21 protein-coding genes are annotated in these 23,072 nt (G+C 66.3%); 11 read left to right on the top strand and 10 right to left on the bottom strand.

Going from position 1 to position 23,072, the window contains the following annotated elements:
* The first annotated feature begins 46 nt into the window (after window positions 1-46).
* Entirely contained in the window at window positions 47-856 is an 810-nt protein-coding gene (locus LSQ66_RS11490) for a helix-turn-helix domain-containing protein (RefSeq protein ID WP_231769910.1), read from the top strand.
* On the opposite strand, the gene LSQ66_RS11485 is transcribed toward LSQ66_RS11490, so the two are convergent.
* From LSQ66_RS11485 to LSQ66_RS11450, 8 genes are read right to left on the bottom strand one after another with little or no spacing between them, the layout of a single operon-like run.
* Window positions 841-1,542 (bottom strand): ABC transporter ATP-binding protein, encoded by a 702-nt coding sequence (locus LSQ66_RS11485; RefSeq protein ID WP_231769909.1) that lies wholly within the window; start codon window positions 1,540-1,542, stop codon window positions 841-843. The genes LSQ66_RS11490 and LSQ66_RS11485 overlap by 16 nt on opposite strands.
* Window positions 1,535-2,248 carry an ABC transporter ATP-binding protein gene (locus tag LSQ66_RS11480; protein WP_231769908.1) on the bottom strand — a complete coding sequence of 238 codons (714 nt, stop codon included), beginning with the start codon at window positions 2,246-2,248 and terminating at the stop codon, window positions 1,535-1,537. Before LSQ66_RS11480 ends, LSQ66_RS11485 begins: the two co-directional genes overlap by 8 nt.
* Window positions 2,241-3,173 carry a branched-chain amino acid ABC transporter permease gene (locus tag LSQ66_RS11475; RefSeq protein WP_231769907.1) on the bottom strand — a complete coding sequence of 311 codons (933 nt, stop codon included), beginning with the start codon at window positions 3,171-3,173 and terminating at the stop codon, window positions 2,241-2,243. The genes LSQ66_RS11480 and LSQ66_RS11475 overlap by 8 nt, the downstream gene beginning before the upstream one ends.
* Window positions 3,170-4,042: a branched-chain amino acid ABC transporter permease gene (locus LSQ66_RS11470; protein ID WP_231769906.1), complete on the bottom strand. Its 873-nt coding sequence runs from the start codon at window positions 4,040-4,042 to the stop codon at window positions 3,170-3,172. Before LSQ66_RS11470 ends, LSQ66_RS11475 begins: the two co-directional genes overlap by 4 nt.
* Window positions 4,043-4,051: 9 nt before the next feature.
* Window positions 4,052-5,212, bottom strand: a complete 1,161-nt coding sequence (locus LSQ66_RS11465; protein ID WP_231769905.1) for an ABC transporter substrate-binding protein — start codon at window positions 5,210-5,212, stop codon at window positions 4,052-4,054.
* A gap of 19 nt (window positions 5,213-5,231) precedes the next feature.
* On the bottom strand, window positions 5,232-6,770 hold the full coding sequence (locus tag LSQ66_RS11460; RefSeq protein ID WP_407659614.1) for a class I adenylate-forming enzyme family protein: 1,539 nt from the start codon (window positions 6,768-6,770) through the stop codon (window positions 5,232-5,234).
* Window positions 6,767-7,921, bottom strand: a complete 1,155-nt coding sequence (locus tag LSQ66_RS11455) for an acyl-CoA dehydrogenase family protein (RefSeq protein WP_231769904.1) — start codon at window positions 7,919-7,921, stop codon at window positions 6,767-6,769. The genes LSQ66_RS11460 and LSQ66_RS11455 overlap by 4 nt, the downstream gene beginning before the upstream one ends.
* Window positions 7,918-8,709, bottom strand: a complete 792-nt coding sequence (locus tag LSQ66_RS11450) for an IclR family transcriptional regulator (RefSeq protein WP_231769903.1) — start codon at window positions 8,707-8,709, stop codon at window positions 7,918-7,920. The genes LSQ66_RS11455 and LSQ66_RS11450 overlap by 4 nt, the downstream gene beginning before the upstream one ends.
* A gap of 146 nt (window positions 8,710-8,855) precedes the next feature.
* Between LSQ66_RS11450 and LSQ66_RS11445 the strand changes: the two genes are divergently transcribed.
* The 3 genes from LSQ66_RS11445 (at window position 8,856) to LSQ66_RS11435 (ending at window position 12,384) form a co-directional block, all read left to right on the top strand.
* Window positions 8,856-10,421 (top strand): hybrid sensor histidine kinase/response regulator, encoded by a 1,566-nt coding sequence (locus tag LSQ66_RS11445; RefSeq protein WP_231769902.1) that lies wholly within the window; start codon window positions 8,856-8,858, stop codon window positions 10,419-10,421.
* Between the two features lie 121 nt (window positions 10,422-10,542).
* Window positions 10,543-11,496 carry a manganese catalase family protein gene (locus LSQ66_RS11440; RefSeq protein ID WP_231769901.1) on the top strand — a complete coding sequence of 318 codons (954 nt, stop codon included), beginning with the start codon at window positions 10,543-10,545 and terminating at the stop codon, window positions 11,494-11,496.
* 3 nt (window positions 11,497-11,499) lie between these two features.
* The gene (locus LSQ66_RS11435) at window positions 11,500-12,384 is read left to right on the top strand and encodes a ZIP family metal transporter (protein ID WP_231769900.1); all 885 of its coding nucleotides are present in this window, start codon (window positions 11,500-11,502) and stop codon (window positions 12,382-12,384) included.
* Here the strand turns inward: LSQ66_RS11435 and LSQ66_RS11430 are convergent.
* Complete coding sequence (locus LSQ66_RS11430) at window positions 12,381-13,016, bottom strand: phosphoribosyltransferase (RefSeq protein WP_231769899.1); 636 nt, start codon at window positions 13,014-13,016, stop codon at window positions 12,381-12,383. The two genes, LSQ66_RS11435 and LSQ66_RS11430, sit on opposite strands and share 4 nt — an antisense overlap.
* A 135-nt stretch (window positions 13,017-13,151) precedes the next feature.
* Here LSQ66_RS11430 and LSQ66_RS11425 point away from each other — a divergent pair, with 135 nt between their 5' ends.
* The 3 genes from LSQ66_RS11425 to LSQ66_RS11415 all read left to right on the top strand — a co-directional run bounded on the left by LSQ66_RS11425 (window position 13,152) and on the right by LSQ66_RS11415 (window position 15,195).
* Window positions 13,152-13,574, top strand: a complete 423-nt coding sequence (locus LSQ66_RS11425; protein ID WP_231769898.1) for a response regulator — start codon at window positions 13,152-13,154, stop codon at window positions 13,572-13,574.
* Between the two features lie 124 nt (window positions 13,575-13,698).
* Window positions 13,699-14,319 (top strand): PEP-CTERM sorting domain-containing protein, encoded by a 621-nt coding sequence (locus LSQ66_RS11420; protein ID WP_231769897.1) that lies wholly within the window; start codon window positions 13,699-13,701, stop codon window positions 14,317-14,319.
* A 63-nt stretch (window positions 14,320-14,382) separates the two neighbouring features.
* On the top strand, window positions 14,383-15,195 hold the full coding sequence (locus LSQ66_RS11415) for a phytanoyl-CoA dioxygenase family protein (RefSeq protein ID WP_231769896.1): 813 nt from the start codon (window positions 14,383-14,385) through the stop codon (window positions 15,193-15,195).
* Here the strand turns inward: LSQ66_RS11415 and LSQ66_RS11410 are convergent.
* Window positions 15,192-15,527: a flagellar basal body protein gene (locus tag LSQ66_RS11410; protein WP_231769895.1), complete on the bottom strand. Its 336-nt coding sequence runs from the start codon at window positions 15,525-15,527 to the stop codon at window positions 15,192-15,194. The genes LSQ66_RS11415 and LSQ66_RS11410 overlap by 4 nt on opposite strands.
* A 106-nt stretch (window positions 15,528-15,633) precedes the next feature.
* Between LSQ66_RS11410 and LSQ66_RS11405 the strand changes: the two genes are divergently transcribed.
* The 4 genes from LSQ66_RS11405 (at window position 15,634) to fdhF (ending at window position 23,022) form a co-directional block, all read left to right on the top strand.
* Window positions 15,634-17,208 carry an MFS transporter gene (locus LSQ66_RS11405; RefSeq protein WP_231769894.1) on the top strand — a complete coding sequence of 525 codons (1,575 nt, stop codon included), beginning with the start codon at window positions 15,634-15,636 and terminating at the stop codon, window positions 17,206-17,208.
* 262 nt (window positions 17,209-17,470) lie between these two features.
* Window positions 17,471-18,490 carry an alpha/beta hydrolase family protein gene (locus LSQ66_RS11400; protein ID WP_231769893.1) on the top strand — a complete coding sequence of 340 codons (1,020 nt, stop codon included), beginning with the start codon at window positions 17,471-17,473 and terminating at the stop codon, window positions 18,488-18,490.
* 81 nt (window positions 18,491-18,571) lie between these two features.
* On the top strand, window positions 18,572-20,248 hold the full coding sequence (locus LSQ66_RS11395; RefSeq protein ID WP_231769892.1) for an NADH-ubiquinone oxidoreductase-F iron-sulfur binding region domain-containing protein: 1,677 nt from the start codon (window positions 18,572-18,574) through the stop codon (window positions 20,246-20,248).
* A complete protein-coding gene (gene fdhF / locus LSQ66_RS11390) occupies window positions 20,245-23,022 on the top strand; it encodes a formate dehydrogenase subunit alpha (RefSeq protein ID WP_231769891.1) in 2,778 nt (925 codons plus the stop codon). The genes LSQ66_RS11395 and fdhF overlap by 4 nt, the downstream gene beginning before the upstream one ends.
* Window positions 23,023-23,072: the final 50 nt, after the last annotated feature.

The following is a 23,072-nucleotide window of genomic DNA, read 5'->3' as shown; positions in this document are numbered from 1 at the left end:
CATACGTGATAATGCCGACAGTCTAATAACACCGTGCAGGCAAGGATTGGAAAAAAACGACAGCGCGAAAGGCATTGTGGACCCGGCCGGGGCAGCGCAGCGCTTCGCAGTGCGCAGGCACGCTCCGTCAGCGGCGTTGGCGCCTTTCGTGGAGTTCTTCTGGATCGTGGAATGGGACATGCGGGGACGCGAGCCGCAGACCCAGCGCGTGCTGCCTTACCCCAACGCGCACATTGCCTTCGAGCCTGGTCTGACAGGCCTCTACGGCGTGGTGCAGGGGCCATTCGACAAGCATCTTGAGGGCGAGGGCCGAGTGCTCGGTGCACGGTTCCGGCCCGGAGGCCTGCGTCCCTGGCTCTCGGGCCCCGTATCTTCGCTGAGCGGCCGCACGGTGACGCTGGATGAGGCCTTCGGCATCGACGGCGCCTGCGCGGAAAAGGCAGTGCTGGCGCAGCCGGATGACCCGGGAATGATCGCAGTGGCCGAGGAGTTCCTTGCACCCCTGGCTCGCCGCAGCGCCCCCGATCCGCGTGTGGCGCATGCGGAAGCCGCCGTGAAGGCGGCGGAGGCGGAACACGGTCCCGTGTCGGTCGCCGAGCTGGCGCAGGTGGCGGGCGTGAGCGAAAGGGGCCTGCAGCGCCTCTTCCATGACTATGTTGGCGTGCCGCCCAAATGGGTGGTGCAGCGTTTCCGGCTTCAGGAAGCCATGTGGCGCCTGGCGCGGCCTGGCACGCCGGACCTGACCGAATTGGCGCTGGAACTGGGTTTCTTCGACCAGTCCCACCTCACGCGCCACTTCACGGCGCTGGTGGGCAAACCGCCGCTGGAATACTGGAAGTCTCAGCGCGCGAAATAGGCTTCGTGCAGCTGCGCAAGGTCGGTTTCGGAGGCGGGCTGGGAGAGTACGGCTTTTCCGCCCTGCATGAGGTAGACGTGATCGGCCACGCCCACTGCGCGTTCCGTGTTCTGCTCCACCAGCACAATGGTGCGGCCGTCCTGCTTCAGGCGCTTCAGAATCTCGAACAGTTCCGTCACCACCACGGGCGCCAGGCCAAGCGAAGGCTCGTCCACGATCAGCAGGCGCGGGTCGGACATGAGGCCGCGCGCCATGGCCAGCATCTGCGCCTCGCCGCCCGAAAGCGATCCGGCCAGCTGCCTGCGGCGCTCGCGCAGGCGTGGGAACATGTCGTAGGACGATTCCAGCCGCTGCTTCACGTGTGCGCGGTGCGCCCTGTTGAAGGCGCCCATGATGAGGTTTTCTTCCACGCTCATGTCGCGGAACACCATGCGGCCTTCAGGAATCATGGCCACGCCCGCGTCGGACATGCGCCAGGCGGGCGTGCTGTCGATGCGCTGGCCGTCGAGGCGGATTTCGCCGTTCGTGAGCGGCAGCAGGCCCATGATGGCGCGCAGGAGCGTCGTCTTGCCCGCGCCGTTGGGGCCGATGATGGTGGTGAGCTGGCCGCGCGCCATCGTGAGCGATACGTCCCACAGCACATTGATGGCGCCGTAGCCTGCGCATACATTGAGCAGTTCAAGCATGGGCAGCTCCGGTATAGCTCCGAACCACTTCGGGATCGCGGAAGACGGCGTCCGGAGCGCCGTCCGCGATCAGCTGGCCGAAATTCAGCACGGCCACGCGCGGGCACAGGGCGCTGATGGTCTCGATATCGTGCTCGATGATGAGGATGCCCACCTTGAAACGCGCATGCAGGTCCTTCAGCATGCCCATGAAGCGCCGTTTGCCGTGCGTTTCGAGTCCGGCCAGCACTTCGTCCAGCAGCAGGAGAGAGGGGTTCGTGGCGAGCGCCTTGGCCACTTCGAGCGCCTTCAGTTCGGTCAGCGCCAGTTCGGTGGCCGCATGGCGCTCCGCCTTGTCCGCAAGGCCGGTGAAGTCCAGCACCTCGTCGATGCGGCGTTCGTTCACCTTGCCGGTGCCGAAGCGCTGGGCCACGATGAGGTTCTCCCGCACGGTCAGCTCGTGCATGGGCTGGGGAATCTGGAAGGTGCGGCCGATGCCGAGGCGGGCCCGCTGGTGCATGGGGGTGCGCAGGATGCTTTTGCCATGGAAGGAGATGGCGCCGCTGCTGGGGCGAACCAGCCCCGAAATGGCGTTGAAGAGCGTGGTCTTGCCTGCGCCATTCGGGCCGACCAGTCCCACCACGTCCTCGCTGCCCACTTTCAGCGAAACGGTATTGACGGCCGTGAGGCCGCCGAAGCGCACGGAGAGATTGTCCAGTTCAAGCATGTTTCTTGCCTCGCAGGAGCGGCAGCAGGCCGCGCGGGCTGAAGATGATCATCGCCACCAGCAGCGCGCCAAGCACGAGCTGGTGGCCCGTGGGGATCAGGGACTTGAACACCAGCTGGTCGACGAGGTAGACCACCATCGCGCCCAGCAGCGGCCCGGCAATGGTGCGGTAGCCGCCGAAAATGGCCGCCACGATGGGCAGCGTGACCCACAGGCCCGCAAAGGCGTAATCCGGTTCGAGGAAATTGATGTAGTGCGCATTGAAGGCCCCCATCACCCCCGCCATAAAGGCCGATACCAGCAGCATGGCCGCTTTCAGCAGCGTGCTGTTGACGCCCACCACACGTGTCGCGTCCTCGCTGCCGTGCATGGCGCGCAATGCAATGCCGTAGTGGCTGGCGCGGATGCGCTGGTAGGCGAAGGCGAACAGCGTAACGATGGTGAGGCCGATGAAGTAGGCGCCGGTCTTGGTGCCGAAGTCCACGCCTGCAAGCACCGGGAAGGAAGGGATGTTCGACACGCCGCCAGCACCGCCCGTGACCGTGCTCCATTCCGTGGCCAGAATCTTGAAGATATGCGCATAGGCGAGAATGGCCAGCGCGAAGTAGGGGCCGCGCAGCCGCAGCACCGGCAGCATCGCGAGCGCTGCCACGGCAGCGCCGATGCCGCCTGCCAGCAAGCCTGCAAGCACGGGCAGCCCGGCCTTGAGAGTCAGGAGCGCGGAGGTATAGGCGCCCACGCCAACGAAAGCGGAATGACCGAAACTCACCATGCCCCCGAGGTTGCCGAGCAGCGCCCAGGCCAGCGCCACGCCGCCGATCACCAGCGCAGCGACGATCAGGCTCATGACGTAGTTATTGGACCCGAGCAGCAAGGGCACCAGCACATAGGCGCCCAGCAGCGCCGCGATGGCAATCCTGTTCATCCTCGCCTCCCGGCCGCGCCGAAGAGCCCATTGGGCATGACGAACAGCACCAGCAGGAAGAGGGCCATGCCCGCCAGTTCCTGCAGGGCGGAACTGGCCAGCGTCACCGTCAGCGCTTCGGCTACGCCAAGCAGGACGGCGCCCAGCAGCACGCCGGGAATGGAGCCTACGCCTGCCAGCACGGTGATGATGAAAGCCTTGACCGTGAGCGCCGCGCCGTAGGCAGGCTGAATGACGCCGTAGCTGAACAGCGCAACGCCGGCGAAGGCGGCCAGCACGCCCGCCACAATGAAGGACACAAGCTCGGTGCGTCCGGGATCGATGCCCATCAGCTTCGCCGCGTCGCGGTTGCTGGACACGGCACGCACCGCGCGGCCGTACCAGCTGCGCGAGAGCCACCACCACAGGCCTCCCATCATCGCCAGGCTGACGCCGAAGAACAGCACTTCGCTGCGCATGCTGTAAAGGGGACCGAGGACGAAGGCTTCTTGCAGCCAGCTGGAACTGGTGGAGCGCACGTCGGCGGACCAGACCAGCAGAATCAGGTTGGTAAGAATGACACCGATGCCGAAGGTAAGGATCAGAGAATTGATCTCGCGGTCCTCGCGAATGCGGCTGACCAGCAGATAGACGGTGCTGGAGGCAACGCACACCACCACAAGCGCCACAGGAATCGCCGCCACGGGCCCGAGGCCGAGCTTCGACTCCATGGTATAGGCGATATAGGCCGCCAGCAGCACCAGTTCTCCGTGGGCGAGATTAATGATGCGCATGGTGCCGAACACCAGCGCCAATCCCAGCGCAATGAGCGCGTACGAGCCGCCTTGCAGCAGGCCCGAATACAGGGCTTGCGCGATCAGTTCCCCCATGCCGCCGCCTTACCAGGGAAGGGCCGGATAGGCCATCTTTCCGGTGGCGTGCTCCTTGGGCCACACGATCACGATGTTCTTGCCCTGGTGCTGGCCCATGCGGTGGCTGAAGTTCAGGTTGTCGCCGTTGGCGCCGAACTGCACGCGGCCGATCAGGGTGTCGCGGTCGGTCTTGCGCAGCTCTTCGGCGATGCCGCCTTTCTTCACCGTGCCCTTGTCGGCCGCGCGCGCGATGGCCTCGAACAGCAGCATGGACTGCACGTAGCCGAACTGGCCCAGGTAGTCCGGCTCCTTGTTGTACATCTTCTTGTAGGTGTCGGCGAAGTTCTTGCCGTCTTCCGTTGTGAACGTGGCGGGGAAGGGCAGAAGGGCGGTACCGTAGACATTGGGCATAAGGTCGGGGAATTCGGCGGCCATCTTTGGCGTCGCCAGCGACCATACGCCCACCATGGCCTTCACCTGCGGCTTCAGCACGCGCGCCGCGCGCAGGATGCCGACATAGTCGTTCTCGTAGCCCACCATGAAGATCACGTCCGGCTTGTCCTGCAGGCGCACCTTGTTGACGATGGGCTTGAAGTCGGTGATGGCGGGGTCGAAGGAATGCTCCGCCACGGCGACGCCCTTGGCTTCCAGCGCCTTCTGGACCGATTTGGCCAGGTCGGAGGTGGCGTCCTTGGTCGAATAGATGATGGACACCTTCTTCACGCCCATGTCGCTGAACAGGCCCAGAACGGCCTTCTCGTAACCTGCCGTGTTATTAATGCGGAAGAAGTTCTTGCGCCCGCTGGAGACGAGGCTGTCGTCCACCCCGCCGGAGGTGATGTAGACGATGCCCAGCTTGTTCGCCGCGTCGGAGGCCGGAGCGATATTGTTCGATCCGTAGCCGCCGGTGATCGCCACCGCGCCCTGGCTGGCCAGCTTCTCGACGGCGGCAATCGCCTTGGCAGGCGCGGATTCGTCGTCCACGGTGGCGATTTTGATCTTGTGTTTGCTGTTGCGGTTGAAGACCTCGGCGGCCACCATGATCCCTTCCTGCATGCCCGCGCCCACGCGGGCCAGGGAGCCGGTAAGGGGCAGCTCCGCGCCGACCAGGAATTCCTCGGCATGGGCGCTGGCGAGTCCGGCGGCCAGCGCTGCGGCGAGGGCGAGGCGTTTGAATGTGTTGTTCATTGCTTTGTCTCCTTGCTTGTCATGAGGTCGAACGCGGCATGTCCTGCGCCAGCTGCCGCAGCTGGCCTTTCAGAATCTTCCCCGTGGATGCTGCGGGCAGTGCGGGCATCACCACGATTTCGCTCGGGCATTTGTAGGGGGACAGCGAGCGCGCCAGCCAGGCGCGGAGTTCATCGTCGCGCACTGTGTGGCGCGGGTCAAGCTCCACGAAGGCCACCACTTCCTCGTTCCCGTCCGGAGCGGAGCGGCCCACCACGGCGGACTGGCTCACGGCGGGGTGGGCATTCAGCACGGTCTCCACTTCCAGCGGGTAGACGTTGAAGCCGGAGCGGATGATCAGCTCCTTCGTGCGCCCTACGATGAAGAGGGCGCCGTCCGCCTCCTGCCGCGCCATGTCGCCGGTATTCAGCCAGCCGCCAGGGCGCATGACAGCCTGGGTCAGCTCAGGTTCGCGGTAGTAGCCGAGCATGACGTTCGGCCCGCGCACCCACAGTTCACCAGCCTCGCCAGCCCTTGCTTCGTTTCCCGCTTCGTCGACGACGCGCGTTTCCACGCCGGGAATGGCAAAGCCCACGGAGGTGTCGCTGCGCGGCGCATCGAGCCTGGTCTGGCTGATGGTGGGCGAGCTCTCCGTCATGCCGTAGCCATTGTGCAGGGGAAGCCCTAGCAGCTTTTCCACGTCCGCTTTCAGGCTTGGCGCGAGGGGAGAACCGCCCGCATAGATGAAGCGCAGCGCCGTGCGCAGCGGCTGCCCGCCCTGCAGCTCCAGCAGGCGGGCATACATGGCCGGAACCCCCTGCAGGATGGTCAGGCGGCCTTCGCGCAGCGTGGACAGCAGGGCTTCGGCGGAAAAGCGCGGCACAAGCTGAAGGCTCGCGCCAGCGTAGAGGGTGCCGAGCATGACGGAAGCGAGGCCGTACACATGCGTGATGGGCAGCACGCCATAGGCGCGGTCCTGCGGCGCCAGTCCGCGCAGTTGGCTCGACACGGCGGCAATGAAAAGCAGGTTGCGGTGCGAGAGCATCACGCCCTTGGGCTGGCCCGTGGTGCCGGTGGTGTAGATCAGCGCCGCAGGCTGCGCTTCGCCCGCTGCCGCCACGGGCTCCGGCTGGCATTCTTCGCTGAGCGGGCCAAGCATCCAGCTGCCGCCAAAAGGAGCGGCGCCTGAAAGAGCGCCATGGCGCTCGCCATGAGCGCGGGCTTCGGCCGATACTGCGCTGGTGTAGACGACGCGCCGCGCGCCCGAATGGCTGCGGATCTGGTCCACCTCGCGCGCCGACAGGCGTGCGTTGACGAGCACTATCCAGGCGTCGCACAGGGACGCCGCGAAGATCAGCGCCACCTGGGCAGCGCAGTTCTCGCTCACCAGCATGAGGCGGTCGCCAGGCCTTATGCCCTGCGCGCGCAGGCCTTCCGCAGTCGCCTGGATCGCTGCCCATAATTCCGCGTAGCTGACCGTTCGCCCGTCTTCGTGCAGGGCAGGCGCGTGGGGCGCCACTTCCGCCCAGCGGCAGGGAATGGCGCTGATGCGCGCGGGGAGGGCCTGCAAGTCGATCACGGTTGCGCCGCCTTGATCATGTTGCGGGCAATGACCAGCTGCTGGATCTGGCTGGTGCCCTCGTAGATGCGGAAGAGGCGCACGTCGCGGTAGAAGCGTTCGGCCGCGTAGTCGGACACGTAGCCCGCCCCGCCGTGGATCTGCACCGAGCGGTCTGCCACGCGGCCGCACATTTCGGAGGCGAACAGCTTGCAGCAGGAGGCTTCCGTGCTCACGTCCTCGCCCAGGTCGCGGCGGCGCGCCGCGTCCAGCACCATGCATTTCGCTGCGTAGATCTCGGTCTTGCTGTCGGCCAGCATCGCCTGGATCAGCTGGAAGTCCGCAATCGGCTGGCCGAACTGGCGGCGCTCCATGGCGTAGGCCAGCGCATCTTCCAGCATCCGTTCGGCCGCGCCCACGCAGACGGCCGCAATGTGCAGGCGTCCCTTGTCCAGCACCTTCATGGCCGTCTTGAAGCCCACGCCTTCCTTGCCGCCGATAAGGTTGGCCGCAGGGACGCGGCAGTTTTCGAAGATCACGTCGCAGGTGTGCGCGCCGCGCTGGCCCATCTTGCGGTCCGTTTTGCCCAGTGATAGGCCGGGCGTGCCGCGTTCCACGATGAAGGCGGAAATGGCGCCTGCGCCGCGCTTTGCCGGGTCGGTGCGGGCCATCACGGTATAGATGCCCGCTTCCGGCGCATTGGTGATGAAGCGCTTGGTGCCGTTCAGGACGTAGTAATCGCCATCGCGTACTGCGCTGGTGCGCAGCGAGGCGGCGTCCGAGCCCGACTCCGGCTCGGTGAGCGCAAAGGAACCGATGATCTCCCCCGCAGCAAGGCGCGGCAGATAGCGCTGTTTCTGTTCCTCTGTACCGTCGATGACAATGCCCTGCGAGCCGATGCCGTTGTTGGTGCCGATCAGGGAGCGGAAGGCGGGCGAGGTGCGCGCGATCTCGAAGGCCACGCGCACTTCTTCTTCCATCGTTAGCGCCAGGCCTCCGTAGGCTTCCGGAATGGAAAGGCCGAAGAGGCCCAGTTCGCGCATCTGCGCCACCACGGCGGGCGGAATCTCGTCGCTGTCGGCCACCTCCTGTTCATTCGGCACCAGCACTTCGCGCACGAAGCGGCGGATGCTGTCGAGCAGGAGATTGAGGGTTTCTTCGTCGCGGATCATATTCTTCCCAGATTGCTGTCGATAGTCCTCGCCAGCCTGGCGAGGCGCGGTCCCAGGTCTTCCTCCAGCCGTTCGCGCGGCAGCAGGAAGGCGGGTCCGCCGCAGTTGAAGGCCATGAGCTGTTCGCCGTTCACGTCCAGCACCGGTACGCCCACGGCATGCACGTCGTTCTGCCATTCGCCAGCGGAGATGGTGAAGCCGCGGTCCTGGTAGTCGCGGAAGCCCTGTTCGATACCCGCCTTCACCTTCGGCCAGAGCTCCTTGTCCTTGCGGCGCATATGGTCCATCAGGTAGTCGCGCTCCGGCTGGGGCAGGGCGCACAGGAGGGCCTTGCCCATGGCGGTGGTGGCGAGCGGAATGCGCGAGCCGACATCCAGCCGCAGCGTGACGTTGGCGCTGCTGCGGCAGGTCTCCAGGTAGACCATCTTGAGACGGTCGCGCGCGCCGAGCGATACCGAAGCCTGCGCATATTCGGCCAGTTCGGCCATCAGCGGCCGGGCCATGGCGCGCAGGTCGAGGGTGGAAAGCATGCGGTAGCCCAGTGCCAGCACGCCCGGCCCGAGCTGGTATTTTCCCTGCGCTTCCGAGTAGTGCAGGTAGCCCAGGCGGGTGAGGGTATAGGTCAGGCGCGTCACGGTGGGCTTGGCAAGGGAGCAGCGCCGCGCCAGTTCGGCGTTGGACAGGAAGACTTCGCCGGGACGGAAGCAGCGCAGCAGTTCCAGCCCCCGCGCCAGCGCGTTGACGAACTGCCGGTCCTTGTCTTCGTCGAACGTTTCCATGTCGTCCATAGCCGGAGTGTGGCGTGCTCTTGTGGCGATGTCAACGGTTTTGTAAAACGGCATTCCGCACAGCGGAACATCAGGGCCGTGCTTGCTTGCAGCCCTGCAGCGTCGGCGTAGACTGTAAGGAACGGATACTCGATACGGTCCCTTTTATGGCACTCACCAGCGGGGCGGCTGCCCTCCCGGCCAACCTTGTTCTATTCCAGGAGACAGGGCAGCCTGCCATATGCGGCCGGGAAGCCGATGCAGCGCGCAAGGAATGGCTGCGCCGTGCGGCCGAATGCATCGAGGAAGTGGCCATCGTCACAGCGGACGCGGGCGGCAAGGTCACCGCCTGGAACCGCGGGGCCGAGCGCGCCTTCGGCTATGCGGAAGATGAGGCGCTGGGTCGTCCCATCGGCTTCATCTTTACCGGCGAGGACTGCGCGGCGGGTGAGCCGGCGGCCAGCATGCGCCAGGCGCGCGAGCAGGGCCGCGCCGAGAACGGCCGCTGGCATATGAACAGGAACGGCTGCCGCCTGTTCTGCCTGGACGTCATGACCCCCCTGGACAAGGACGGCTACGCCTTCGTGTCGCGCAGCCAGGGCGCCACGCAGGCCGGGAGCGCCAGCGCCATCAAGGACGAGTTCCTGGCCGTGATGTCGCACGAGCTGCGCCATCCCCTGAATCTCATCAATATCAACGCGGAGCTGCTGTCGCGCCTGCCCGAAGTGCAGCAGGCAGCTTCGGCCGTGCGCGCGGTGGACCAGATCCGCGACCTCGTGGCCAGCCAGGCCAAGATCATCGACGACCTGCTGGATATTTCCCGCCTGAGCACGGGCAAGCTGTCGCTGTGCCTGCGCGATGTGGACCTCGCGTCCATCGCCGCCAAGCTGGTGGACACGCTGCAGGAGGATCCCATGGTGCACTCCCTGCACCTGCGCTACCAGCCGCCGCCAGCCCCGTTGATGGTCAGGGCGGACATGGTGCGCATGGAGCAGGTCCTGCTCAACCTGCTGAGCAATGCGGTGAAGTTCACTCCAGCAGGGGGCAGCATCGATCTATGCCTGTATGCGGAAGGCGGCTGGGCGCGGCTAGACGTCAGCGATACCGGCGCGGGCATTGCGCCCGAATACCTGCCGCAGATCTTCGCCATGTACGGGCAAGGCGATGCCACCGCCGTGCGCAGCAAGCGCGGGCTGGGCATCGGGCTGGCCCTGGTGCGCCATATCGTCGAGCTGCATGGCGGCCGGGTCGAAGCGGCCTCCGCAGGCATCGGCCTGGGCAGCCGCTTCAGCCTGTGGCTGCCGATGGTCCAGTGCGGGGATGAAGAGCAGCACGGACGCAGCGCGGCAACCGGCGCGCGTCTGGCCGGGCTGCATGTGCTGCTGGTGGACGATATGGAAGACTCGCTCATCATGTTCAAGACCGTGCTGGAACTGGAGGGGGCGCAGGTCTTGCCGGCAGCCTCGGCGCGCGACGGGCTGGCGATTCTGGAGCGCGAGCGGGTGGATCTTATCGTGTCGGACATCGCCATGCAGGACATGGACGGCTACGAATTCATCCGCGCCGCCCGCAGCCGGCCCGCGCTGGCTTCGCTGCCGGCCATTGCGGCCAGCGGGCTGGGGCGCGAGACGGACGTGCAGTGCGCGCTGGACGCAGGCTTTTCGGCGTACCTCACCAAGCCCATCGCCATCGACGACCTGTGCGACGAGATCGATCACCTGCTTCCCCGCTAGCTTGTTGCTGGCCTTGCTGGCGAAGTCCTACACGGCCCGCCGCAGAATTCCTATGTTCGTAAGCCGCTGAAAACGCCATCATGACTCCTCGACTTTCATTCACAGTGAAGGAGGGGGAATAATGTTTGCTCACAACAAGCGATTGCAGTACACGGTGCGCGTCAGCGAGCCGAATCCGGGCCTGGCCAACCTCATGCTCGAACAGTTCGGCGGACCGCAAGGCGAGCTCGCCGCGGCCTGCCGCTATTTCACCCAGGCCCTGGCCGAGGACGATCCCGGACGGCGCGACATGCTCTTCGACATTGCGACCGAAGAGCTCAGCCACCTGGAAGTGATCGGCCACATCGTGGTCATGCTGAACAAGGGCGCCAAGGGCCGCCTGGCCGAAGGCGTGGACAAGGAAGGCGAGCTCTACCGTTCGATCACCGGCGCGGGCAACGACAGCCACCTGACCCAGGTGCTGTATGGCGCGGGCGCACCGCTCACCAATTCGGCAGGCGTGCCCTGGACGGCCGCCTATATCGACACCATCGGCGAGCCCACCGCCGACCTGCGTTCGAACATTGCCGCCGAGGCGCGCGCCAAGATCGTGTACGAGCGCCTGATCAACTTGACCGACGATCCCGGCGTGAAAGAGGCCCTGGGCTTTCTCATGACGCGCGAAGTGGCGCACCAGAAGTCCTTCGAGAAGGCCCTGTACTCGATCCAGCCGAACTTCCCTCCGGGTAAAATGCCGGGCATGCCGGAGTTCGCCAGCGTCTACTTCAATATGTCGCAGGGCGGCCCCGAGCTCAACGGTTCCTGGAACAGCGGCGACAAGTGGCAGGTGGTCAGCGACCGCGACCAGCAGATGGGCGTGGACGGCGGCAGCGGCGAAGCCAGCGTGCAGCTCGATGCGGACGACGCGGCCCTGCTCAATGCCATGGCATCGCGTTCCATGTCCGACCCTTCGGCCGACCCCACCACGGGCGCCGAGCTGGGCGCCACCGACGAGAGCCAGATGATGCCGCCTGACGGGGCCAAAGGCAGTAAGGGCAAGGGCAAGCAGCCCGGCGCTCCCGGTACGGTGCACTGATCCATGAATATCGCGCGCATGCTTCCTTCCTGGCGCTATGCGCTGGGCGCGGCCATCTGCCTGGGCGGCCTGCTCGTTCTCATGCAGGAGGCCGCCAGCGATGCGGCGGCATTCGACGCGAAGATTCATGGCGCGCTGCTGGGCGGCGCCACGGCCGCCCTGGCGACGGCACTCGGCACCCTGCCGGTGCTGCTGTCGCAGAAGTTTTCGCAGCGCACGTATGACGGCTTCCTCGGCTTCGGCGCGGGCGTCATGCTCGCCGCCACCGCCTTCTCGCTGGTTGTGCCCGCCATTGCCGCCAGCAAGGGCAGGGGAGCCGGACCCTTCGAAGCCAGCCTCACGGTGGGCGCGGGCATCCTGCTCGGCATGGGCGTGGTGCTGCTGCTGGACCGCGTGGCCCGGCAGGAGGCCGTGCTGGCCACCGTGGATGCGGCGCGCAGCGACACGCTGAAACGGGCCTGGCTGTTCGTGGCCGCTGTCGCCATCCACAACCTGCCGGAGGGGCTGGCCATCGGCGTCGCCTACGCGGGCGTGGACATGGCCAAGGCCCACAGCCTGGCCACCGGCATTTCCATCCAGGACGTGCCGGAGGGCCTGGTGGTGGCCCTGGCCCTGCGCACCGTGGGCTATGGCCGCGTGTTCCCGGCCATGCTGGGCGTGGCCTCGGGTCTCATCGAGCCGGTTGCCGCCGTGGGCGGGGCCGTGATGATCGAGTATGCGGGAAGCCTCCTGCCCTGGGGGCTCGCGCTGGCGGCGGGCGCCATGCTCTTCGTCATCAGCCATGATGTGATTCCGGAAGCGCACCGCAACGGCCACAGCACCAGCGCATCCTGCGCTGTGGTGGCCGGCTTCATCCTCATGATGGTGCTCGATACGGCCCTGGCCTAGCCCGCCAGCAAGCGGATCACTTCGGATTCTTCCACCTGCGGGAAAGCCTGGTAGTGCTGGCTCACGGACGTGAAGTTCATGGGAGTTGCCAGGCATTCCACCTCATCGGCCAGCGGCGCGATCAGGTCCAGCGCATCCTGCGCGGCCACGGGAACGGCGGCCACGAGCAAGGCGGGGCGCTGGCCGCGCAGGGTGCGCAGCGCGGCTGCCATGGTCGAGCCCGTTGCGAGGCCGTCGTCCACCACCACGACCACGCGGCCGTGCGCATCGGCCGGCTGTGGCCTGCCGTAGGCGGCGCGGCGGCGGCGCATGAGTTCCAGCTGCTCCCGCGTCTGCACTTCCACCCATTCCATGCTGGTGCGCGTGCGGTTGAAATAGGGCGCCAGCTCGCGGTGGCCATGTTCGTCGACGGCGCCAACGGCAAGTTCGGGATCGATGGCGGACGGTATTTTGCGGACCAAAACCACGTCCAGCTCGCCGTGCAGGCGCTTGGCGATAAGGGCGGCCATGGGCACGGCGCCACGGGGAATGGCGAGCACGAGGGGGCGGGTGCCGTGCAGGTGCTTGAGGCGTTCCGCCAGCAGTACCGCCGCCTGTTCGCGGTCGCGGAAAGGCAGGGAAAAGTCGCTCATGGTTCCTCCCTCGCAGAATCGGACAAGCATAGCGCCTTTTGCTGCCGCGCGATTTCCGACTGCGCCACAAGTGATTGTCCTACGCCATCGCCTGCGCCGCATGCCAGAATCGGCATTCGTAGTGGAGGAAGACTCATGAACGACTTAACGACCAGCTCGCTTTTCCTGCCAGGGAACCGCATCCTGATCGCCTGCAGCGACCAGGGAGAATGCGCCCAGCTGGCCGACCTGTTCAGCTCATCGGGCTTCGAAGTGGAGTGCGCGCGCGACGGCCTGACGGCCTTGCAGAAGGCGCGACGCTTCGCGCCTTCCGTGCTGGTGCTGAGCCTGGACCTGGCCTATCTGGACGGCTTCCAGGTAGCGCGCTCGGTGCGCCATCTGCCCGGCTGCGGCGCCACCCGCACCATGGCCTTGCTGGCATGGGGCGTGGAACTGCTGGACCGCCAGCGCTGCTTCGACTATGTGCTGCGCGAACCCGCCAAACGTTCCCAGCCTTACGCCTGTTCCCGCATCGCACGGCCCAGGCCCGTACTCAAGCTCTGCCCCACCTTCCACTGATCTCCTTGTGAGTTGTCGCTGCGCATTAATTTCCTAAAGGTAGCGTGCGCAGGCGGGCTCTGCAATAGCCATATATTTGGCTCTGCAGTCCCAACGACAACTCAGAACAAGGAGAAGCACAGTGATGTTTGCACACAAAGCAGCAGCGGCAGCAGCCACCCTCATCCTGGCAGCCAGCGCCCACGCGGCAGGCGGCACCGACGTCGGCAATACCTCCGTGGACGACGTGACGCTGAACGGCCAGAACGCCGACGCCTTCGTCTTCGCCTCGGGCTGGAACCCGCATCCGGGCGACACCAGCGGCTTCGGCACCAGCTTCGACAGCTATGGCAGCGGCGCCTGGTCCATCCTGGACAAAATGGACGGCGGCTCCGGCTTCCAGGGCAACAGCGGCTTCGAGTTCACCTTCACCCACGCCAGCGGCTCCGACACCCAGGGCACCTGGACCATCCGCAACACGGGCGCCAGCAGCGTGACGCTGGACCTGGCCTTCGCCATCCACGCGGGCAACGGCGCGGGCGCCTTCCTCTTCGACAATGAGACCATCGGCGCGGGCGCCACCCTGAACGGCACCTGGAAGATCGACTGGTTCACCGGCAATAACCAGAGCACGCCGGGCTTCTCCAACCTCACCGTGTTCGGCCGCGACGTGACGCCGGTGCCGGAGCCGGAAAGCTGGGGCATGCTGCTGGGCGGCCTGGGCCTGCTGGGCGCCGCCGCTGCGCGCCGCCGCAAGCAATCCTGAGCGCAGTTCGTGCGCCAGGCCGCGTGCGGCTGGCGCACACTGTGCCGAAGGAGGCAAGGCAAGATGGAACAGTTCGACACGGCCGCCATCATGGGCGGCCTGTACGGCGATGGCTTCATCGCCATGAAGGGAGCATTCAGCCGGGAATGGGTGGCGCAGCTGGGCGAAGACATCGCCGTGCTGTTCGAGGAGGCGCGGGCCCGGCCGGGCGGTGCGCTGGAGCGGGGGCCGAACCGCTACTACGTGGAGATCCACCCTGAGCGCCTGCGCGGCTTCCGCGATATCGTCAGCCACCCCTGGGTGCGCGCCGTCTGCGCCGCCGTGCTGGGGCCGGACTACAAGGTGGTGGAAGCGGGCTTCGACGTGCCGGGACCGGGCGCCATGCTGCAGCCCTGGCACCGCGACTTTCCCGCGCCGCCGCAGACCGTGACCGGCCGCCGCCTGAATTCTCTCGCCTTCAACATCACCACCGTGGACGTGAGCGAGGACATGGGACCGTTCGAGATCGCGCCCGGCACCCAGTGGGATACCTGGGAAGGCGCGCATCCCATGTTTCCGCCTGCGTCAATGCACGCGCGCTACGAGGCGCGCAAACAGCGCAAGCTCGCCAGCATGGGCGACATTTCCGCGCGCTCGGCGCTCACCATTCACCGCGGCACGGCCAACCTCTCGCAGAAATCGCGTCCCGTTTTCGTGCTGGGCGTGGATGCGCCGGACGGCAGCAACGCGGACAAGCACGACCTGCAGCTGAGCCGGAGCTACTACGAAAGCCTGGACGAGGAAACGCGGCGGCATATCCATTGCCGCGTGGTGGACAGGCTGGAAACGATCGAGCAGGGCCACACCATCGAGGGCCTGCTGATGGGCGTGAACTAAGCCTTCGTGTCGAGCAGGGTGCCGAGCCGCTGGTCCTCGGCCTTGATGAGTTCGGCCGCAAACTGGGCGCCGGTGCCGTAAACCAGGGACTTGGTCAGCGAATCGGCCAGATCGGTGCCGCTCGGAGCGCCAGCCACATCAGCCGCACGCTCGCGGCCTTCCACCGACAGCGTTACGCCCGTGCCAGCGGGCGCCGCCTCGGTGAACTTCGCCTGCTGGGGCTGGAAATTCTGCGTGTTCGCGTTGGCGACGTTGTGCGCCTCCACATCCAGCGCGCGCTGGTTGGACTGCAGGCTGGAAAGGCCGGTGCTGAGGGCAGTGGTGGAGCTCATGGCGAATTTCCTTGTGGAAAGTAACTACAGTGTAGTGCGAACTGCACGGCAGCGCCAGGAAATTTATGCCAGACTTGTCCGTTCGCCAAGAAAAGGGAGGTCCGCCATGTCCCAAGCCCTGCCATGCGCCGAAGGCGTGCTGCGTTCCGGCGCGGCGGCGGCGCCCTGCAAACCCGGATCGGAACGCTGGCTGCTGGCGGCAACGATCCTCGGCTCCAGCATGGCCTTCATCGACGGCACGATCGTGAATGTGATCCTGCCCGCGCTGCAGGAAGCCTTTCATGCGGACGTGGTGGCCGTGCAGTGGGTGGTGGAATCCTATGCGTTCCTGCTGGCGGCGCTGCTTCTGGTGGGCGGGGCGGCGGGAGACCGCTTCGGACGGCGGCGTATCTTCCTGATCGGGGTGGTGCTGTTCGGCGCAGCCTCCCTCGCGTGCGGCCTCAGCATGACCATCGCCCAGCTGGTGGCGGCGCGGGCGGTGCAGGGCGTGGGCGCGGCGCTGCTGGTACCGGGCAGCCTCGCCATCATCAGCGCCTCGTTCGAGGAAAAAAGGCGGGGCAAGGCCATCGGCACCTGGTCCGGCTACACGGCGATCACGGGGGCGCTCGGGCCGGTGGCGGGCGGCTTCCTCGTGCAGCAGCTCTCCTGGCGCTACGCCTTCCTCGTCAACATTCCGATGGCGGCGCTGGTGGTCTGGCTCACGCTGCGCCACGTCCCCGAAAGCCGCGACCCGGAGGCGCCGCCCGGGCTGGACTGGATCGGCGCGCTGCTGGCCAGCTTCGGGCTGGGGGCGCTGGTGTACGGCCTCATCGAGCTGCCGCTGCGCGGCTGGCGCGACGCGCAGGTGCTTGGGGCCACGCTGGGCGGCGTGGCGGCGCTGGCGGTCTTCATCCGCTACGAAAAGCGGCACCCGGCGCCGATGCTTCCGCTGGGCCTCTTCCGCTCCCTGGATTTCACCGGCGCCAACCTGCTCACGCTCTTCCTGTACGGTGCGCTGGGCGGCAGCCTCTTCTTTTTCCCGCTGAACCTGATCCAGGTGCAGGGCTACTCTGTGACAGCGGCAGGAGCGGCGCTGCTGCCGTTCACGATTGTCATGTTCCTCTTCTCCCGCTTCACGGGCGGCCTGAGCGACCGCTTCGGCGCCCGGCTCCCGCTCGTGATCGGTCCGGCCATCGCTGCTGGGGGCTTCGCCCTGTTCGCGGTGCCGGGCATCGGCGGCAGCTACTGGACCACCTTCTTTCCGGCGGTGCTGGTGCTGGGCATCGGCATGACCATTGCCGTGGCGCCGCTGACGACGACGGTAATGAATGCGGTGCAGGCCAGCCAGGCGGGTGCTGCGTCCGGCATCAACAACGCCGTATCGCGCGCCGCCGCGCTGCTGGCCATTGCTGTGCTCGGCATCGCCATGCAGGCAGGCTTCAACCGGCAGCTGACAGACGAGATGGCCAAGCGCGAAGTGGCGGGCGGCACGCGGGCCGAAGTGGAACAGCAGCGCAGCCGCCTCGCAGCGATAGCCCTGCCGGAAAGCCTGCCGAAGGCCGAGCGCGCCAAGGCCGAAGCAGCGGTGAAAAGCGCATTCGTGACCGGCTTCCGCTGGGTGATGTGGCTCTCCGCCGCACTGGCGCTGCTAAGCGCCCTCAGCGCCTGGCTCACCATCGGCAAGCAAAAACGCAACAGCTGACCCGAACTCAGCCATTAAAAATTTACCAGCATTAATGTTTTGGGATTGCAATTGACGGGTATCGATACCAGAATCGGGACATTGCCTCACGCAAACAGTTCCGGAGCGTATCATTTTTACCGTCCTCCATTGTGCCCGCCAGCTTGCCCTGGCTGCCATTCTCGGCAGCCTGCTGGCGCCCGCCGCCCAAGCGCAGCAGCTGCCCCTCGACGCGCGCCTGAATGAGCAGGTCATTTCCGTTCCCGCGGGCGCAGGCCGCGCCGTGGCGCTCGAAACCACCTTGTACAAGCCATCCGGAGCCGGGCCTTTCCCGCTGTTGATCATCAATCACGGCAAGGCGCCCGGCAACCCGAAGCTGCAGACGCGCGACCGTTTCGTGTACATGGCCAGCCAGTTCGTGCGCCGCGGCTATGCCGTCATGGTGCCCATGCGCACCGGTTTCGCACAGTCCACCGGCCGTTACGTGGACTATGGCTGCAATATGACCGCCAACGGCTACACCCAGGCCAGCGATATCGCGGACGTGGTGGACTACGCACGCCAGCAGCCATGGATCGATCCTGAACATATCGTCATCGCCGGCCAGTCCTACGGCGGCCTGGCCAGCGTGGCGCTCAGCACCCGCGAGCTGCCGGGTGTGCGCGGCATCATGAATTTCGCGGGCGGCCTGAAGATGCATGGCGGTAGCTGCGACTGGCAGAAGGCGCTGGTGGATGCCTTCGGCGAGTATGGCCGCAACAACAAGATCGACAGCCTGTGGATGTATGGCGCGAACGACAGCTACTTCGGCCCCGAGCTCGTAAGCCGCATGTACCAGGCTTTCCGCAACAACGGCGGCAAGGCCCAGCTGGTGGCCTACGGCGCCTTCAAGAACGATGCGCACACGATGCTGGGCAGCCGCGACGGCCAGCAGATCTGGGTGCCGGAAGTCGAGCGCTTCCTGGCCAGGGTGGGCATGCCGACACGCGAGGTCTATGCCCTGGCCGAGCCGCCCGCCCAGCCGCCCAGCAACTACGCGAAGATCGACGATGTGGCCGCCGTGCCTTTCCTGCCCGAGCGTGGACGCGAGCAGTACCGCGATTTCCTGAAGCGCGAGCTGCCGCGCGCCTTTGCGGTGTCGTCCAGCGGCGCCTGGGGCTGGGCGGAGGAGGGCGAGTCGCCCGATGCGCGCGCCCTGGCGGCCTGCCAGTCCGCAAGCAAGGAGCCCTGCCGACTGTATTCGGTGGATAACGACGTGGTCTGGACCGATAGCAGGAACGGCGTCGCGGGCCGGACCGATTAGCCTCTTGCTGCGAAGCTGAATATTGCACAAAATAGCATTTTGCCGGACCGGCATGCAGTGCAAATTCAGATGAGGCAGCAATTGAACCATCCGGTAATTCCAATAGCCGTGCAGGGGCCGAGCCGCGAACGCAAGCGGCAGGCGCCCAAAGGCCGGCGCGTCGATCCCGTTGCGCTGGCTGAAGTGCAGGCCTTGCTGGGCAGCGCCTCGCGCCAGCGCGATCTCCTGATCGAGCATCTGCACCTGATCCAGGACCGCTACGGCTGCCTGTCCTCGGCCCATCTCGCCGCACTGGCGCAGGAGATGCGCCTGGCCCAGGCCGAGGTCTTCGAGGTGGCCAGCTTCTACCATCATTTCGACATCGTGAAGGAAGGCGGCGAGGCTCCGCCCGCATTGACTGTGCGCGTTTGCGCGGGATTGTCCTGCGAAATGGCTGGCGCGGTAGAACTGCTCGAGCGCCTGCCTGCGATTCTTGGGCGCGAGGTTCGCGTGCTGGCGGCGCCGTGCATCGGCCGCTGCGAGCAGGCGCCAGCTGCACTTGTTGGACAGGCGGCGCTTGGCCATGCGAGCTGCGATGCGGTGAAGGAAATAGTTGAGGGGTCTGTCCCCGTTCGGGGACAGACCCCGGAGGGTTGGGATTACGCGCTGCTGCGCGCCTGTTACGCAGGCGTGCATACCTCCGATTCGCTGATCGCGGAACTCGAACACTCCGGCCTGCGCGGCCTCGGCGGCGCAGGCTTCCCGGCAGGGCGCAAGTGGCGCATTGTGCGCAACGAGCCCGGTCCGCGCCTGATGGCCGTGAATATCGACGAGGGCGAACCGGGCACCTTCAAGGACCGCTACTACCTGGAGCGCGATCCGCACCGTTTCATCGAAGGCATGCTCGTCGCCGCCTGGGCCGTGGGCATCGACGAAATCTACATCTATCTGCGCGACGAGTACCACGACTGCCGCAAGCTCCTCACGGAGGCGCTGGCGCAGCTGGCCGCCCGGCCTCCCGTGCCAACGCTGCCGCGCATCCATCTGCGGCGCGGCGCCGGAGCATATATCTGCGGCGAGGAATCGGCCATGATCGAGTCCATCGAGGGCAAGCGCGGTATGCCGCGCCTACGCCCGCCATACGTAGCGCAGGTGGGCCTGTTCGGACGGCCCACGCTGGAACACAACTTCGAAACGCTCTACTGGGTGCCCGAGATTATAGAGAAGGGCGCCGAATGGTTTGCTGCCCAGGGACGCAACGGCCGCAAGGGCCTGCGCTCCTTCTCGGTTTCCGGCCGCGTGAAATCGCCGGGCGTGAAACTGGCCCCTGCGGGCATCACAATCCAGGAGCTGATCGACGAGTACTGCGGCGGCATGCAGGACGGGCATGCGTTCTACGCCTATCTTCCGGGAGGCGCTTCGGGCGGCATTCTTCCCGCGTCGATGAGCGGCATTCCCCTGGACTTCGATACCTTGCAGCCTTACGGCTGCTTCATCGGTTCGGCCGCCATTGTGGTGCTGTCGGACCATGACAGCGCCGTGGCCGCGGCGCGCAATACGATGAACTTCTTCCGCGACGAGTCCTGCGGCCAGTGCACTCCCTGCCGCGTGGGCACGGCCAAGGCGGCCGAGCTCATTGCGCAGCCGAAGTGGGATGCGGGGCTGCTGGCCGAACTGTCGCAGGTGATGCGCGACGCCTCGATCTGCGGGCTGGGACAGGCTGCGCCGAACCCCGTCGACTGCGTGCTGCGCTACTTCCCGCACGAGGTGTCGGCATGAGCGTACGCTTCGAACTGAATGGCCGCAGCGTGGAGGCGGCGCCTGGCGAGACCGTGTTACAGGCCGCGCGCCGCGAGGGCGTGGAGATTCCCCATCTCTGCTACAAGGACGGCGTGGACGTGGCTGGAAATTGCCGCGCGTGCATGGTGGAGATCGACGGCGAGCGGGTGCTGGCGCCGTCCTGCTGCCGCTACCCGGCCGAAGGCATGAAAGTGGCGACGGACAGCCCGCGCGCGCTCAGCGCGCAGAAAATGGTGCTGGAGCTGCTGCTCTCCGACATGCCGGAAACGGACTACACCCGCCATAACGAGGTGGACGAATGGGCTGCGAAGCTGGAGGTGGGCAAGCCCCGCTTCGCGCCACGCACCCAGCCGCAGGCCGACCTGTCGCACGCCGCGATCGCCGTGAACCTGGACGCCTGCATCCAGTGCACGCGCTGCGTCAGGGCCTGCCGCGACGAGCAGGCGAACGATGTGATCGGCCTGGCCTTCCGTGGCGACCGCGCCAGCATCGTCTTCGACATGGCCGACCCGATGGGCGCCTCCACCTGCGTGGCCTGCGGCGAATGCGTGCAGGCCTGCCCGACCGGAGCGCTGATGCCCGCGCGCGGCGCCGCGCTGCCAGTGCCGGAAAAGCGCGTGGATTCGGTCTGTCCCTATTGCGGCGTGGGCTGCCAGCTCACCTACAACGTCAGCAACAACCGCATCCAGTATGTGGAGGGACGCGACGGCCCGGCCAACCATGGACGCCTGTGCGTCAAAGGACGCTACGGTTTCGATTATGCCCACCACCCCCAGCGCCTGACCAAGCCGCTTATCCGCCGTGCGGACGCTCCAAAGTCCGGCGACTTCACCATGGATCCGGAGCGCGTGTCCGACGTCTTCCGCGAGGCGACATGGGAAGAGGCGCTGGCGCTGGCGGGCGGCAAACTGGCGCAGCTGCGCGATACCCACGGGCGGGGCGCGCTGGCGGGCTTCGGCTCCGCCAAGGGCAGCAACGAGGAAGCCTATCTGTTCCAGAAGCTGGTGCGCACAGGCTTCGGCAGCAATAACGTCGATCACTGCACGCGGCTGTGCCATGCCTCGTCCGTGGCGGCGCTGCTGGAAGGGATAGGCTCGGGCGCCGTGTCGAATCCCGTGATGGACGTGATGCAGGCCGAGGTGGTGCTGGTCATCGGCGCCAATCCCACGGTGAACCATCCCGTGGCGGCGACCTGGATCAAGAACGCCGTGCGGCAGGGGACGCAGCTCATCGTCTGCGATCCGCGCCGTTCGGAACTGGCGCGCCATGCGCACCGCTATCTCCAGTTCAAGCCGGATACCGACGTGGCGCTGCTCAACGCCATGATGCATGTGATCGTGCACGAGGGCCTGGTGGATGAAGACTTTATTGCGAGCCGCACCATCGGCTACGAGGAGCTGCGCGCCAATGTGGAGGGCTACAGCCCCGAACTCATGGCGCCGGTCTGCGGCATCGATGCCGATACCATCCGCTATGTGGCGCGGCTGTACGCGAAGTCGAAAGGATCGATGATCCTGTGGGGTATGGGCATTTCGCAGCACGTGCACGGCACCGACAACGCGCGCTGCCTGATCGCCCTGGCGCTCATGACGGGCCAGATCGGGCGCCCCGGCACCGGCCTGCACCCGCTGCGCGGCCAGAACAATGTGCAGGGCGCTTCCGATGCAGGCCTGATTCCGATGATGTATCCGGACTATCAGCGTGTGAGCGAGCCTGCGGTGCGCCAGCGCTTCGCGCAGGCCTGGAAGGTGCCGCCAGAGTCTCTCGACGAGCGGCCCGGCCTCACCGTGGTGGAAGTGATGGACGCCATCATCGCGGGCAAGGTGCGCGGCATGTACATCATGGGCGAGAACCCCGCCATGTCCGATCCCGACGCGAGCCATGCGCGCGAGGCGCTGGCCGCGCTGGACCATCTCGTCGTGCAGGACATCTTCCTCACCGAGACCGCCTATCTGGCGGACGTGGTGCTGCCAGCCAGCGCCTTCCCTGAAAAGACCGGCAGCTTCACCAATACCGACCGCACGGTGCAGATCGGCCGCCAGGCCCTCGACCCGCCCGGCGATGCGCGGCAGGACCTGTGGATCATCCAGCAGATCGCCCAGCGCGTGGGGCTGGACTGGCGGTACGGTCATGTATCCGAGGTGTTCGAGGAGATGCGCCAGCTCATGCCGAGCATTGCGGGCATCAGCTGGCAGCGCCTGGAACACAAGCACGCAGTGACGTATCCCTGCCCGGCGGAGGACCAGCCCGGAACGCCGGTCGTGTTCACCGAGACCTTCCCGCGCGAGTCCGGCAAGGCGCGCTTTGTACCGGCCGATATCATTCCGGCCGACGAACGGCCGGATGCCGAATACCCGATGGTGCTGATCACCGGGCGCCAGCTGGAGCATTGGCACACCGGCAGCATGACCCGCCGCGCCGCCGTGCTGGACGCCATCGAGCCCGATCCGGTCGCGCTGGTGCACCCGCTGGACCTCGACAAGCTCGGCGTGGCGGCGGGCGGCGTGATCACCATCGCTTCGCGCCGTGGAGAGGTTGCCTTGTATGCGAGGGCGGACGACAGCTCCCCGCCGGGCGCCGTCTTCGTGCCGTTCTGCTATTACGAGGCGGCCGTGAACAAGCTGACCAACCCGGCGCTCGACCCCTTCGGCAAGATCCCCGAGTTCAAGTACTGCGCGGTGCGCGTCACGCCTGGCGGCGAGGTCGCGGAGCAGGGCAGCTACGGTGGAGGACAACTGCTGCAGCCCATTTGAAGGTAAGATGGCGCTCGACAGTACTGAGACCGGAGGCAGGGTGTTTCCAC

The sequence above is a fragment of the Massilia endophytica genome, assembly GCF_021165955.1.
GTDB classification, from domain to species: domain Bacteria; phylum Pseudomonadota; class Gammaproteobacteria; order Burkholderiales; family Burkholderiaceae_D; genus Rugamonas; species Rugamonas endophytica.
This window is presented reverse-complemented; position numbering and strand designations above follow the sequence as displayed.